Here is a 13,388-nt window from a genome sequence, read left to right on the forward strand (position 1 = left end):
TAGTGCCCCATCCTTTCGTCTATATTTCTATTGTGATTTCCGTGCCTTTATCCATTTCACTTACTAGTTCAATCTTTCCATTATGGTGCTCTACTATATGCTTGACAATAGAAAGGCCTAGTCCTGTACTATTGGTCTTTTTTGATCTGCTTTTATCTGCAGTATAAAATCTTTCAAATATTCTATTTTGATGAGAAGGGGAGATACCCACACCTGTATCTGAAACTTTGATAATAGCTTTATCATCTTGTTTATCTATTTCTAAATCTACCTTTCCACCAGGAGGGGTGTACTTTATCCCATTATCTAAAAGATTATATATAAGCTCTTCAATCATATTTTCATTTCCATTTATAAAAGTAGATTTGCCATGGAGATTTAAATCTATATTTTTTTCCTGGGCAATAAAATTTAAATTATCCATAGTATTTTTTCCAATATTATAAATATCAATATACTTAAAGTCTTTTTCATATTCTTCTTCTTCGATTTTAGATAATTTAATTATGGAGTCAATAAGATTTAATAGTCTAGAGCCTTCTTTTCGAATAGTAGCTGCAAACTTTTTAATGTCTTCATCTTTAACCATTCCATTTTCCATCATTTCTGCATAGCCATTGATAGATGTTAAAGGAGTTTTTAACTCATGGGAGACATTTGCAGAGAATTCTCTACGCATTAAATCAAGCTTGTGTTTTTTGGTAAAATCTACTACAAGGATAACAAGACCCACTAATCTATTATCACTTAAAACAGGATTAATATATATATTGAGATATTTCTCTCCTTGGTCTAATATTATCTCTTCACTAGATTTAGAATCTATAGTTTTTTCCAAAGTATTATATAGTTTCATATTTCTACATAGATTTATAAAATCTTTACCATGATAAGACATCTCAACTTTTCCTTCAAGGAGTTTAACACCACTGTCATTAGTAGATAAGATTTTTTTATCCTTATCTAAAAGTATAAGGCCCTCCTCCATACTAGAAGTTATAACATCCATAAGGGCAGCTTTTTCTTCTAAGGTTTTCATATTATATTCTATTTGCTTTTCTTGGATTTTTACTTTTTTTATAAAAGGCATTATTTCATCATAAATAGTAATTTGATTAGATTCTTTTTTACTTACAAATTCCTCCATGTTTTTAGCAATATTCTCAACAGGATCTATGATTTTTTTAGTTAGGATAGAAGAAGTAAAAAATGAAAGTAATAATATTAGAAATACAATTAGAAATATAATAGGCAATATATTTGCAAAATGGGAAAATATATTAGCGCTTTGTCGAGACAATCTAAGTATAGAATTATTTGAAAGCAATATGGCATAATAGTAAGTATCCTTGCCTAAAGTAGTAGAATATCTTACAGATTCTCCTTCACCAAATTCTAAAGCTTCTTTTATTTCTGGTCTATGCAAATGATTTTCCATATTTTCAGGATTTGCTATATTATCAAACATTACATCTCCATCTAAATTTACTATTGTAATTCTAATATTTGTCTTAGTATTTTTATTTAGAGAGTCCATTGTAATATCATCTAAAGGAATTAAAATATCTGATATTATATTGCCATAATCTTTTAGACTTTTTATTTCGTTTTTCACATGAAAATTATAAAAGGTAAGAAGCAAAAATACTGTAACTACTATGGCAACTAAAGCAGACAAAGTAGCTATATTTAAGTAAATTTTTCTCTTCATAGAATACTCCCTACCTTATATCCTACATTTCTTATGGTTTGTATTAGTTTACCCTTTTCGCCGAGTTTTTGCCTTAAAGTCCCAATATGAACATCCACAGTTCGAGTTTCACCTTCAAAGTCAAAACCCCAAATTTGGTTCATAATCATTTCCCTTGTCAATACTATATCCTGATTTTTCAATAGGAAATAGAGTAGCTCAAATTCTTTATATGTGAGTTTTATTACCTCTTCATCTACAGTAACTAGTCTTTTTTCGTAATCCATAGATATACCATTGAGAGATAGATTTTTTGAATGTGATATTGAATTAGTTCTTCTCAATACAGCTTTTACCCTAGATATAAGTTCCATTACGCCGAAGGGTTTTGAGATATAATCATCTGCTCCCATATCTAGACCTTTGACTTTGTCATATTCAGAAGTCTTTGCTGTAATCATTATCACAGGTATATCTTTTAAACTAAAATTAGCTTTAAGTTTTTTTAAAATATTTAAACCATTATCTCCAGGAAGCATAATGTCTAGAAGAATCAAGTCAGGAATAGAACTATTGATTTTAGATAAAAATTCATTACCATCTTCAAAGCCTTCAGCTTCAAACCCACTATTTTCCAAGGCATAGACTATTAATTGTCTAATGCTTTCATCATCTTCTACACAATATATTTTAGACATACTATCACTCCTGTTGAATTATTGATTTATATGTTTTCCTGTAATTGAAAATAAAACCCATTCTGCTATATTCTCTGCATGATCTCCTATTCTCTCAAGATATTTAGCAATCATAAGAAAATTAATAGCCTGTTCTCCATTGTTTACATCTTTTCTAATTAGAAGTATGAGTTCATCTTTTATTATATCAAATAAATTGTCTACTTTATCATCAAAATCTATTACTTCATAAGCTAAGTCCATATTATTATTTACAAAGGCGTCAATACTCTTTTTCACCATGTATATAGTAGCCTCTCCCATTTGTGGAATATGGGTTAATTCCTTAATATATTTTTCCTTCGCAAGCATTATGGCTATTTCAGATATATCTTGGGCTTGATCACCTATTCTTTCTAGATCAGTAATCATTTTCAATATAGAAGATATCAATCTTAAATCTCCTGCTACAGGATGTTGTTTTAATAAAAGCTTTAAACATTTAGATTCGATATCCTTCTCCATATCATCTATTTCACTATCCCCACGAATAATATCTTTTGCCAGATCTATATCTCTATTTATCAATGCTTCTATAGCATTTTCAATTCTCTCTTCTACTAGGCTTCCCATTTTTATAAGTTCATTATTAAGCAAATCTAATTCTTTATCAAAATTGCTTCTCATATTTATACCCCCTTTTAATTTTAACCAAATCTACCAGTAATATAATCTTCAGTACGTTTGTCCTGTGGTATTGAAAATAAAGTGTTTGTATCATTAAATTCAACAACTTCTCCATTTAGGAAAAAGGCAGTTTTGTCAGATACCCTTGTGGCTTGTTGCATATTGTGAGTAACTATGATAATGGTGTATTCCTTTTTTAATTCTTGGATTAAATCTTCTATTTTAGCTGTGGAAATAGGATCAAGGGCACTAGTAGGCTCATCCATTAGCAATACTTCAGGCTCAACTGCTAAAGCCCTAGCTATACATATTCTTTGTTGTTGTCCACCTGATAATCTTAAGGCGCTCTTTTTTAAGTCATCCTTTACTTCATCCCAAATAGCAGCTCTTTGTAAGCTTTTTTCTACTATTTCATCTAATTTAGCTTTGTTTTTTATATTATGAGTTCTAGGACCATAGGCAATATTATCATATATACTCATAGGGAAGGGATTAGGCTTTTGAAACACCATACCAACTCTTTTTCTTAGTAAGTTTACATCTACATTTTTAGAAAATATATTTTTATCATCTATGATTACATCTCCTGTAATCCTACATCCTTCAACAAGATCATTCATACGATTTAAACTCTTTAATAAAGAAGATTTACCACATCCAGAAGGGCCTATAAATCCAGTTATTTCATTTTCTTTAATATCCATATTTATATCCTTTAAAGCGTGAAAATTATCATAATATAGATTTAGGTTTTTTATACTTATTTTATTCATTATATCTTTCCTCTCCTTAGTCTATTACTCATATAAGTGGATAAACCATTAATAACTAAAATTGTAATCAATAACACGACTCCTGTAGCATAGGATTCATTTACGTGAAAACCCTCTGTAGATAATAAATACATATGAAGAGATAGGGTTCTACCGGAGGAAAATAATCCATTTGGTATTTTAGATGCTGTTCCCAGAGTGTACATAAGGGCAGCAGTTTCTCCAACTATTCTACCTATGGATAATATAATCCCTGACAATATACCAGGCATTGCCACTGGTAGAACAACTTTAAATATAGTTCTAAGTTTACCTGCTCCAAGACCAAAACTAGCTTCTCTAAGACTGTCATTAACAGATAAAAGGGCTTCCTCTGTAGTTCTTATTATAAGGGGTAAAACCATTATAGTAGCAGTAAGAGTACCTGCTAAAAGAGAATATTGAAATCCTAATTTAATTACAAAGAACAACATCCCAAACAATCCATATATAATAGAAGGAATACCAGATAGGGTTTCTGTAGTTATTCTAATAGTTTCAACTAATTTACTACCTTTTTTAGCATACTCTATTAAATAAAAACCTGTAAAGACACCTATAGGTGTAGCAATAATAAGAGTAAGTGCTATTATCATTATAGTAGTTATAATTGCAGGAAAAAGAGATACATTTTCTGATGTGTACTCAAATTCAAATAATGATAATTGCAAATGAGGAATACCCTTGACTAGGATATATCCAATAATAAAAAATAATGTTCCAAAGGTTAAAATAGCAGATAATTTAATTGTATATCTGGTAAGCTTGCTCAATTTAAAGTCCTCCTTTTTACTATGGAAAATATGCCATTTATTATTAATATAAATACAAATAGTACAAGAGCAGTTGCAATAAGGGCTTCTCTATGGGTGTCGGCAGCATATGCCATATCCATAACTATATTAGTAGTAAGTGTTCTAACACCCTTAGTAATTCCAGCAGGCATACGAGCTTGGTTTCCAGTAACTAATATAACTGCCATTGTCTCACCGATGGCACGTCCAATTCCCAATATAATGGAAGATATAACACCAGACTTGGCTGCTGGCAGGACCACTGTCATCACTGATCTTTCATGACTTGCTCCCAATGCTATACTTCCTTCATAATAACTTTGGGGTACAGCTCTTATAGAGGATTCAGATATACTTATAATAGTTGGTAATATCATTATTCCTAAAAGTATAGATGCAGTAATGATGTTCATCCCTGTTCCTCCAAAGATATCTCTAATAAATGGAACTATTACAGTTAAAGCAAAAAATCCATATACAATTGAGGGGATTCCAGCCATAAGGTTTATACAAGGTTTTAAAAATTTATATAGTCTTCCATCGCTAAACTTTGCAAGATAAGTTGCAGTTAAAACTCCAATGGGTACTCCTATGATAATAGCACCTATAGTTACATATAATGATCCTAATATCATAGGGAGTATTCCATAGGATGCAGGGGAGTTGGATGGTTTCCATTGTGTTCCAAGTAGAAAGTTTTTAAGTCCATATTCTTTAATAAATGGAATTCCTCCACTAAAAATGAATATACACATCAATATAATAGCAATTATTGATGCCATTGCAGATAAAATAAAAATAAATTTCATAATGTCTTCAAATGATTTTTTTTTCATAAGCTCTCCTTTGTTTTCTTAGTATATAAATAAAGTATCAAAACTGTGTAAAATCTAACTGTAGATATATGTAAAATATATGTAAAAAACATCCTATTAATTGTTAGGATGTTTTTCGATGATAGATTTTATCCAATTATTTCCCAATTATTATTTAAATTTTTATGATTAATTGATTTAAAAGTTAAATTATAATATACTTTTAGGGTAAATAAAGAAGAAAGACGTGGTGAAAGTGTTTCAATTACTATTTAATAGTTTATCAGCAAGGGTTACTTTAATAATAGCACTTGCATTTATATTATCTCAAATTGGTATGTTCCAAAAAATATTATCTAAGAAAAAATTTGATTCACTAGATAAATTAATTTTGTCAATAGTCTTTGGTGGTATTGGTATAATTGGAACATTTGTCGGCTTAGAAGTCAATGATGCAATTGTAAACTCAAGAGTCATAGGTATATTTGTAGGTGGACTTTTAGGTGGTCCAGTAGTGGGCATAGCTTCAGGAATATTGGCAGGAAGTCATAGATACTTAATAGATATTGGCGGGTTTTCAGCTCTAGCATGTGGAATATCTACTATAATTGAAGGGATATTAGCAGGATATTTAAAAAAAAGATTTGATAATTCAAAACATAAAGTACTATTTGCTTTTATTGGGGGTATTTTAGCAGAGATAATCCAAATGATAATAATACTTATAGTTGCAAAACCTTATAATGAAGCATTGGAGCTTGTAAAGATAATAGGGATGCCAATGATAATAGCGAATGCTTTAGGTATAGCAGCCTTCATTTTTATTGTAGATAGTTTCATGAAGGAAGTAGAAAAAGAAGCAGCTTATCAGGCACATTCAGCTCTTAAGATAGCTGATAAGACATTACAATACTTTAGATTAGGATATAATAGGGAAACCGCAGAAAAAGTTGCAAATATTATAAAAGCCAATTTAGCAATTGATGCAGTGGCACTTACAGATAGAGAAAAAATACTAGCACATGTAGGAATAGGGAGAGACCATCATATATATGGAATGCCTATACAAACCAAGATAAGTAGGGATGTAATAGAAAAGGGAAACTATAAGTTATCTAATAATAAAAAAGAAATTGGGTGCAATGAAAAGAGTTGTCCATTACAATCGGCAATAATAGTCCCTCTTTATGAAGGGGACAAAGTAATAGGAACACTTAAGCTTTATAAAAGTGATGAAAATGGAATAACAGAAGTAGAAAAAGAAATCGCAATTGGACTTACTAAGATTTTCTCAACTCAAATAGAATTATCAAAATTAGACATTCAAAAAGAATTATTAACAAAATCTGAACTTCAAATGTTACAGGCTCAAATCAATCCACATTTTTTATTTAATGCAATAAATACAATAAGTTCACTCATAAGAATCGAGCCAGATAAAGCAAGAAACTTATTAATTCATCTTGGAAATTATTTTAGAAACAATTTAAATAGTAATTTTCAAGATATAAGTTTGAAAAAAGAAATCAACAATGTAAATTCATATATGGAAATAGAAAAAGCTAGATTTGGAGATAAACTTGAAATAATTTATGATATTCCAGGTGATATTGAATGTAGTCTTCCACCTTTAATAATACAACCTTTAGCAGAAAATGCTGTGAAACATGGGATAGTAACTAGGATAAAAGGTGGAACTGTAAAAATAAAAGCAAGAAAAGATAATGACAATAATAATACAATAATTACTGTAGAAGATGATGGAGTTGGAATTGAAGAAGAATTTATAAATTATATACTCTCTGATAATACCACAGAAGATAGGATAGGCATTAAAAATGTAAATAATAGATTAATTAATAAATATGGAGAAAAATATGCTTTAAAAATAGATAGCAAAATAGATGTAGGAACTAAAGTTATAGTAGTGATTCCTAATTAGGAGGGATTATTTGCTTAGATGTATAGTAGTAGATGATGAAAAGCCAGCAAGAGATGAGCTAAAATATATACTTAGTAAATGTGAAGATATCATTGTGGTAGGAGAAGCCTCAAATGGACTAGATGCTTTAAATTTATGTAACACAGAAGATTTAGATTTAATTTTTCTTGATATAAAAATGCCTGAAATAAGTGGAATAGATGTAGCCAGAATACTTATGGAAAAAGAAAATCCACCCAAAATAATATTTGTTACAGCATATGATAATTTTGCTTTAAATGCATTTGAAGTTAATGCTGTAGATTATCTACTAAAGCCAATTGATGAAAAACAACTTGTAAAAAGTTTGAAAAATAAAATTTATGTAAAGGAAAGAGAAAATAAAAATCGAAAAAATGAAATAGTACAATTGATTAAATATTTAGATTTAGATAAATCAAAAGAAAATATAAATAAAATTACAGTGTATCATGAAAATAAAATTATACCTTTAAATTATGAAGATATTATATATATAACAGTAGAGGATAAGAATACAGTAATTTATGCAAAAGATAATAAATATTTTATCGCTTTAACCTTAAATGACCTTATGAAAAAATTAGATAATAAAATATTTTTCAGAAGTCACAAATCATTTATAGTAAATCTTGATTATATATCCTCAATAGAAGTATGGTTTAATTCAACCCTCAATCTAATAATGAGAGACTCAGAAGAAAAAATACCTGTAAGTAGGAGTAATGTAAAAGAATTTAAACGTATTATGAATATGTATTAATGTATTTAATACTGGGAATATTGCATTACATCTTTAATTAAATAGAATATACACCTCCTAAGTTATAATATGTGTAATTAAATAAATATAAATTAGGAGGATATTTATGTTACAGTTTATTATTGGTATCATTGTTTTAGTAGTTGGTTATTTTACATATGGCAAGTTAGTAGATAGACATTTTGGTTCGGATAGTAGTATAGAAACACCAGCTTATAGACTTGAAGATGGAATAGATTATATTCCTATGAGTAAGACAAGGGTTTTCTTGATTCAATTACTTAATATAGCAGGTTTAGGTCCCATTTTTGGAGCTATTCAAGGGGCATTATTTGGACCTATGGCCTTTGTTTGGATTGCACTAGGATCAGTTTTTGCAGGGGGAGTACATGATTATTTTTCAGGAATGCTTTCAGTAAGACATGATGGGAAAAGCATTTCAGAAATAGTAGGAATATATCTAGGAAAAGGTTCTCGCCAATTAATGAGAGTATTCTCAGTGGTATTATTAATATTAGTGGGAACTGTATTTATGATAGGGCCAGCGGATTTATTGGCTAATTTAGGTTTTTTTGGAATTGAGAACATTGATATTTGGCTTGCATTTATATTTGCATATTATTTCTTAGCCACAATTTTACCAGTTGACAAAATCATTGGAAAATTTTATCCGATTTTCGGGTTCTCATTACTTGCAATGGCGGCAGGAATTGGATTTAAAATGATTACTGGAGGATATGTTCTACCAGATTTTACAATTCAAAGTCTACATCCAGAAGGCCTTCCAATATGGGCTATGTTATTTACAACAATAGCTTGTGGAGCAATATCAGGATTTCATGCAACTCAGTCTCCAATGATGGCAAGATGCATGATGAATGAGAATCAAGGAAGGGAAATATTCTATGGTTCAATGATAGCAGAAGGTGTAATTGCTATGATATGGGCAGCGGCAGCAATGTCCTTTTTTGGAGGAACAGAAGGGCTTGGAGCAGCATTTGCAAATGGAGGAGCAGCTGGTGTTGTAAATATAATTTCGAGTAATATGCTAGGAAAAGTTGGAGGTATACTGGCTATGATAGGTGTTATTGCAGCACCAATAACTTCTGGGGATACAGCATTTAGATCAGCAAGACTTACAATATCCGATGCTGTTGATTATAATCAATCAGAAATAAAAAATAGATTATCATTAGCAATTCCTTTATTTATAGCAGCTTTTGGATTAACTAGAATAGATTTTAATATAATTTGGAGATACTTTTCTTGGGCAAATCAAACTTTAGCTATGATAGTTCTTTGGGCTTCATCAGCATACTTAGTTAAAAACAAGAAATCACATTGGATGGCTAGTTTACCAGCAATGTTTATGACAGCAGTTTCAGCTACTTATTTATTACAAGCACCTGAAGGATTTAGACTTGCAAACAGTATTTCATATCCTGTAGGAGCTGCTATAGCTGTTATATCCATGTTTATATTTTTAGATAAAACTAAAAAATCTATCCAAAAATCTGAGAAAGTAGATTAAGTAATTGTAAGTTCGAAAGAGTTGTTATCTTGATAAGATTTAATTTTAGAATAATATAAAATATCAGTCAAGAAATAGATTTAAAAACAGGGCATAGCTTTAAAAAGCTATGCCCTGTTTTGTGATTACTTTCTTTTCCATAAAAATTTCTCTATCATGTAAAATTTAAATATAAATATATGTGAATTTTGTAAAAAAAGCCTAACAAGAGTTAGACTATTTTTCTATATCATTCCAAGAGCTTGTTTCACCAGTATAAATTGATTTTACTTCATCTAAGCTGATACCTTCAACATCATTTTCATTATTTACTATTACTGCAATACCGTCTATTGCAATTGGTTCATGATTTAATACTTCCTTTTCAGAATCCTTTAATTCTCTTGAAGCCATTCCAATATCAGCACTACCTTCCATAGCAGATTGCATACCAGCAGAAGAACCTGTAGATTGGATTTCAATAGAAACATCAGGATTTATTTCTTCATATTTCTCAGCTAATTTTTCCATAACTGGACTAACAGAAGTAGATCCTGCTACTACTAAATTTCCTTCTTGACTTGAACTATTAAAACCTTCTAAATCTTTACTAATTGGAACATAACCTTCTTCCACCACTATATTTTGACCATCTGAACTTAAGATAAAGTTTAGGAAATCTTCTCCAAGAGAATTTAAATCACCTTTATAAGCTATATTAAATGGTCTAGAAATTTTATAAGAACCATTTTGAACATTTTCAGATGTAGCTTCTACATTATCAATTTTTAGAGCTTTAACTGTATTATTTAGAGATCCAAGAGATATATATCCTATTGAATTTTTATCTCCAGCTACAGTAGTCATTACAGCATCAGTTCCATTTTGGATTATGGCTTCTTCGTACGTGTTGTCTGTTTTATTTCCGTCAGAATCCTTTTCTAAAATACCTACTATTTCAATAAATGCTCCTCTTGTTCCAGAACCATCTTCTCTACTTACTACATTTATAGTACCGTCAAATCCTGCTTCATCATTATTTGATCCTTCATCACCGTTTGTATTATTAGATGAATTACATCCAACTAAAGCAGCTAGTACAAGACTTAAGATTAATACTAAACCAATTATTTTTTTCATGTAATCTTCCTTTCAATTTGAATTTAATTACATAATAAAACAGTAATGTAAAATCTAATAGTCAAGTAATGTTAAGAATATGTAAAATGATCAAATGAACAAAGGGGAGGGTAAAAAAATAGTACAATCTTTTAAAAGACTGTACTATTTTTTATCCACCAAAAAATAAATCTAATACATTTGAAGCTGTAGATGACTCTCTATTATACAGCTCAGAGTAACCACAGTTTTTACAATACACTACTAAAAACCTATTGTTTTGTATGTCAAATAATTTAGAAAGTCCGGTTCCTGTAGCTGCAATTTCCTTGGTACCAGCATCCATACTTCCGCATTTCACACAACCTTTATTTTCCATATATATCACCTAGTTTAAAATAAATATAGTTATATTTATTTTAAATGTCAAGACTTTATGTCAAAATAGCATAAAGTCATTTATATTGAGGGGAATTATATTAGACCTAGGTTTTTAAGTTCTCCTCTTATTTCATCTAATACATACTGTCTTGACTGTGTTAGAGGAAGTCTTAGTCCTCCCACATTTTCGCCTAGCATATTAAGGGCTGCTTTTACTGGAATTGGATTTGTTATTATAAATAATTTTCTAAATATATTTAATAGCTTCAAATGTATATCCTTTGCACGATTTATATCCCCATTTACAAATGAATCTATCATTTCTCCTATTTCTCTTCCTACTATATGACTGCACACACTTACTACTCCATAAGCACCAACTGACATTGCTGGAAGTAGCATTACATCATCACCTGAATATACTTTGAAGTCTTCAGGAACCCTTTTTATTATCTCTGATAGTTGAACTAAATCGCTATTTGCTTCTTTAAGTGCTACGATATTTTTTATATTAGATAAATTTTCAACAGTTTCAGGCATTAGATTACATCCTGTCCTTCCTGGCACATTGTATAACATAATAGGTAGATCTACAGCCTTTGCTACTTCTTTAAAATGTGTATAAAGTGAATCTTGGTCTGGTTTATTGTAATATGGAACAACTACAAGTAGTCCATCTACCCCTGCCTTTTTAGCAGCTTTTGCATTTTCTATAGTTTTTAAGGTGGAATTTGTACCTACTCCTGCGATAATGGGAACTTCTACATTTTCTTTTATAATTTTATATAACTTTATTTTTTCGTCAGATGTCAAAGTAGGTGCTTCTCCCGTTGTTCCTGTAACAACAAGTGCTGTATTACCCTCTTCTACTAATCTTTTTGCAAGGTTTATACTAGCTTCAAAATCCACTTTTAAATCCTTATCAAATGGCGTCACCATTGCTGTAATTAATCTTCCCCAATCATTCATATAGCTTCACTCCTAAATTAGTATTACAGATAAATAACTCTGATATCTATGGTATATTTTATGACTTTTATTTAAATCTGTTCATATAAAACTAGCCTTAACCATTAGATAGATTTTGAATATTATGTTAGTAGCTGATTTTATTTGTTATATAGTAGATAAAAAATTGGAAGGAGGAGATAATATGGGGATTTTTGTGCAAAAATACGGTGGAACTTCACTTAGGGATATTCCTAGTAGAAGAAATCTAATACGAAATGCAAAAAGATGTATAAGAGATGGCAATGATTTGGTTATAGTTGTTTCTGCCATTGGGAAAAAGGGAGATCCTTATGCAACAGATACTTTTATAAGCCAACTTGAAAATATCAATATTAAAATAGATCCAAAAAAGAAAGATCTTATTATGTCATGTGGAGAAACTATATCTTCAGCTATTATATCTCATATGTTAGATACAGAAGGACTTTCATCTGTGCCTTTAACTGGATATCAAGCTGGAATATTGACAGATGATGATTTTACTCAAAGTAAAATCATAGATATAGACACATCTACAATCTTAAAGCATATTAAAGAGGGGAAAATAGTAGTAGTTGCAGGCTTTCAAGGGGCTACTATAAATGGAGAGATAACTACTCTTGGCAGAGGTGGTAGTGATACCACAGCTGTAGCCCTTGGTGGATTTTTAAATGCTGAAAGAGTAGAGATATTTACAGATGTACCTGGCATTGCAACTATTGACCCATCTATAGTTCCTCATACAGATTATATTGAAAACATTTCTTATGATCATATATATGAGTTAGCCTCTAGTGGTGCAGGTGTAATTCATCCCAGAGCGGTAATGACTGGTAAATACTTTAATATACCTATAACTGTTCGCTCAAGTTATTCCGATGAAGTAGGTACCATTATATGGGACTATAAAGAAGATAATTCTAAAAAAATTATAGGGATTGCATTAAAAGAGGAAGATGATATTGGAATAGTTTCTATTGTGTTTCACAATGAATATAGAGAATTAATGGAAAAAGAGATAAAGGATTTTATATTTAAAAATGAAAGTATACTCAGGATTTCATGGTATAAAAATAAAATATCTTTATTTTTAGATAAGGATAAGATAAAATACTTTGCAGCAAATTTATATGAGCATTTTTGTGCAAGTATTTAAATAAATGAACAAAGGGGACGGGAAACTTTGTTCA

General features: G+C 30.0%; 13 protein-coding genes. 4 read left to right on the top strand and 9 right to left on the bottom strand.

The window, feature by feature from the left end; all coding sequences use genetic code 11:
- Positions 1-19 precede the first annotated feature (19 nt).
- The 6 genes from AC4PG3_RS01230 to pstC are packed head-to-tail and all read right to left on the bottom strand — an operon-like array spanning position 20 to position 5,496.
- On the bottom strand, positions 20-1,711 hold the full coding sequence (locus AC4PG3_RS01230) for a sensor histidine kinase (protein WP_492197264.1): 1,692 nt from the start codon (positions 1,709-1,711) through the stop codon (positions 20-22).
- Positions 1,708-2,388 carry a response regulator transcription factor gene (locus tag AC4PG3_RS01235; protein ID WP_492197265.1) on the bottom strand — a complete coding sequence of 227 codons (681 nt, stop codon included), beginning with the start codon at positions 2,386-2,388 and terminating at the stop codon, positions 1,708-1,710. The genes AC4PG3_RS01230 and AC4PG3_RS01235 overlap by 4 nt, the downstream gene beginning before the upstream one ends.
- 18 nt (positions 2,389-2,406) lie before the next feature.
- Entirely contained in the window at positions 2,407-3,054 is a 648-nt protein-coding gene (gene phoU / locus AC4PG3_RS01240) for a phosphate signaling complex protein PhoU (protein WP_492197266.1), read from the bottom strand.
- A 20-nt stretch (positions 3,055-3,074) separates the two neighbouring features.
- Entirely contained in the window at positions 3,075-3,827 is a 753-nt protein-coding gene (pstB, locus tag AC4PG3_RS01245) for a phosphate ABC transporter ATP-binding protein PstB (RefSeq protein ID WP_492197267.1), read from the bottom strand.
- Entirely contained in the window at positions 3,827-4,639 is an 813-nt protein-coding gene (gene pstA / locus AC4PG3_RS01250; RefSeq protein ID WP_492197268.1) for a phosphate ABC transporter permease PstA, read from the bottom strand. The genes pstB and pstA overlap by 1 nt, the downstream gene beginning before the upstream one ends.
- On the bottom strand, positions 4,636-5,496 hold the full coding sequence (gene pstC, locus AC4PG3_RS01255; protein ID WP_492197269.1) for a phosphate ABC transporter permease subunit PstC: 861 nt from the start codon (positions 5,494-5,496) through the stop codon (positions 4,636-4,638). The genes pstA and pstC overlap by 4 nt, the downstream gene beginning before the upstream one ends.
- 229 nt (positions 5,497-5,725) lie before the next feature.
- Between pstC and AC4PG3_RS01260 the strand changes: the two genes are divergently transcribed.
- The 3 genes from AC4PG3_RS01260 (at position 5,726) to AC4PG3_RS01270 (ending at position 9,729) form a co-directional block, all read left to right on the top strand.
- Positions 5,726-7,417, top strand: a complete 1,692-nt coding sequence (locus AC4PG3_RS01260; RefSeq protein ID WP_492197270.1) for a LytS/YhcK type 5TM receptor domain-containing protein — start codon at positions 5,726-5,728, stop codon at positions 7,415-7,417.
- A gap of 10 nt (positions 7,418-7,427) precedes the next feature.
- A complete protein-coding gene (locus AC4PG3_RS01265) occupies positions 7,428-8,198 on the top strand; it encodes a LytR/AlgR family response regulator transcription factor (protein WP_492197271.1) in 771 nt (256 codons plus the stop codon).
- Between the two features lie 106 nt (positions 8,199-8,304).
- Entirely contained in the window at positions 8,305-9,729 is a 1,425-nt protein-coding gene (locus AC4PG3_RS01270; protein ID WP_492197272.1) for a carbon starvation CstA family protein, read from the top strand.
- A 216-nt stretch (positions 9,730-9,945) separates the two neighbouring features.
- Here AC4PG3_RS01270 and AC4PG3_RS01275 read toward each other — a convergent pair whose 3' ends face one another.
- The 3 genes from AC4PG3_RS01275 to dapA form a co-directional block, all read right to left on the bottom strand.
- Positions 9,946-10,848, bottom strand: a complete 903-nt coding sequence (locus tag AC4PG3_RS01275; RefSeq protein WP_492197273.1) for a substrate-binding domain-containing protein — start codon at positions 10,846-10,848, stop codon at positions 9,946-9,948.
- Positions 10,849-10,999: 151 nt separating this feature from the next.
- Positions 11,000-11,206: a zinc ribbon domain-containing protein gene (locus AC4PG3_RS01280; protein ID WP_492197274.1), complete on the bottom strand. Its 207-nt coding sequence runs from the start codon at positions 11,204-11,206 to the stop codon at positions 11,000-11,002.
- Positions 11,207-11,301: 95 nt separating this feature from the next.
- The gene (gene dapA / locus AC4PG3_RS01285) at positions 11,302-12,177 is read right to left on the bottom strand and encodes a 4-hydroxy-tetrahydrodipicolinate synthase (RefSeq protein ID WP_492197275.1); all 876 of its coding nucleotides are present in this window, start codon (positions 12,175-12,177) and stop codon (positions 11,302-11,304) included.
- Between the two features lie 184 nt (positions 12,178-12,361).
- Here dapA and AC4PG3_RS01290 point away from each other — a divergent pair, with 184 nt between their 5' ends.
- A complete protein-coding gene (locus AC4PG3_RS01290; RefSeq protein ID WP_492197276.1) occupies positions 12,362-13,354 on the top strand; it encodes an aspartate kinase in 993 nt (330 codons plus the stop codon).
- Positions 13,355-13,388: the final 34 nt, after the last annotated feature.

The sequence above is a fragment of the Tissierella sp. QWL-11 genome (assembly GCF_058683765.1).

Coding starts and splice junctions, on each gene's coding strand:
- AC4PG3_RS01230 (WP_492197264.1), bottom strand. CDS start 1,711: ATGAAGAGAAAAATTTACTTAAATATAGCTACTTTGTCTGCTTTAGTT.
- AC4PG3_RS01235 (WP_492197265.1), bottom strand. CDS start 2,388: ATGTCTAAAATATATTGTGTAGAAGATGATGAAAGCATTAGACAATTA.
- phoU (WP_492197266.1), bottom strand. CDS start 3,054: ATGAGAAGCAATTTTGATAAAGAATTAGATTTGCTTAATAATGAACTT.
- pstB (WP_492197267.1), bottom strand. CDS start 3,827: ATGAATAAAATAAGTATAAAAAACCTAAATCTATATTATGATAATTTT.
- pstC (WP_492197269.1), bottom strand. CDS start 5,496: ATGAAAAAAAAATCATTTGAAGACATTATGAAATTTATTTTTATTTTA.
- AC4PG3_RS01270 (WP_492197272.1), top strand. CDS start 8,305: ATGTTACAGTTTATTATTGGTATCATTGTTTTAGTAGTTGGTTATTTT.
- AC4PG3_RS01275 (WP_492197273.1), bottom strand. CDS start 10,848: ATGAAAAAAATAATTGGTTTAGTATTAATCTTAAGTCTTGTACTAGCT.
- AC4PG3_RS01280 (WP_492197274.1), bottom strand. CDS start 11,206: ATGGAAAATAAAGGTTGTGTGAAATGCGGAAGTATGGATGCTGGTACC.
- dapA (WP_492197275.1), bottom strand. CDS start 12,177: ATGAATGATTGGGGAAGATTAATTACAGCAATGGTGACGCCATTTGAT.
- AC4PG3_RS01290 (WP_492197276.1), top strand. CDS start 12,362: ATGGGGATTTTTGTGCAAAAATACGGTGGAACTTCACTTAGGGATATT.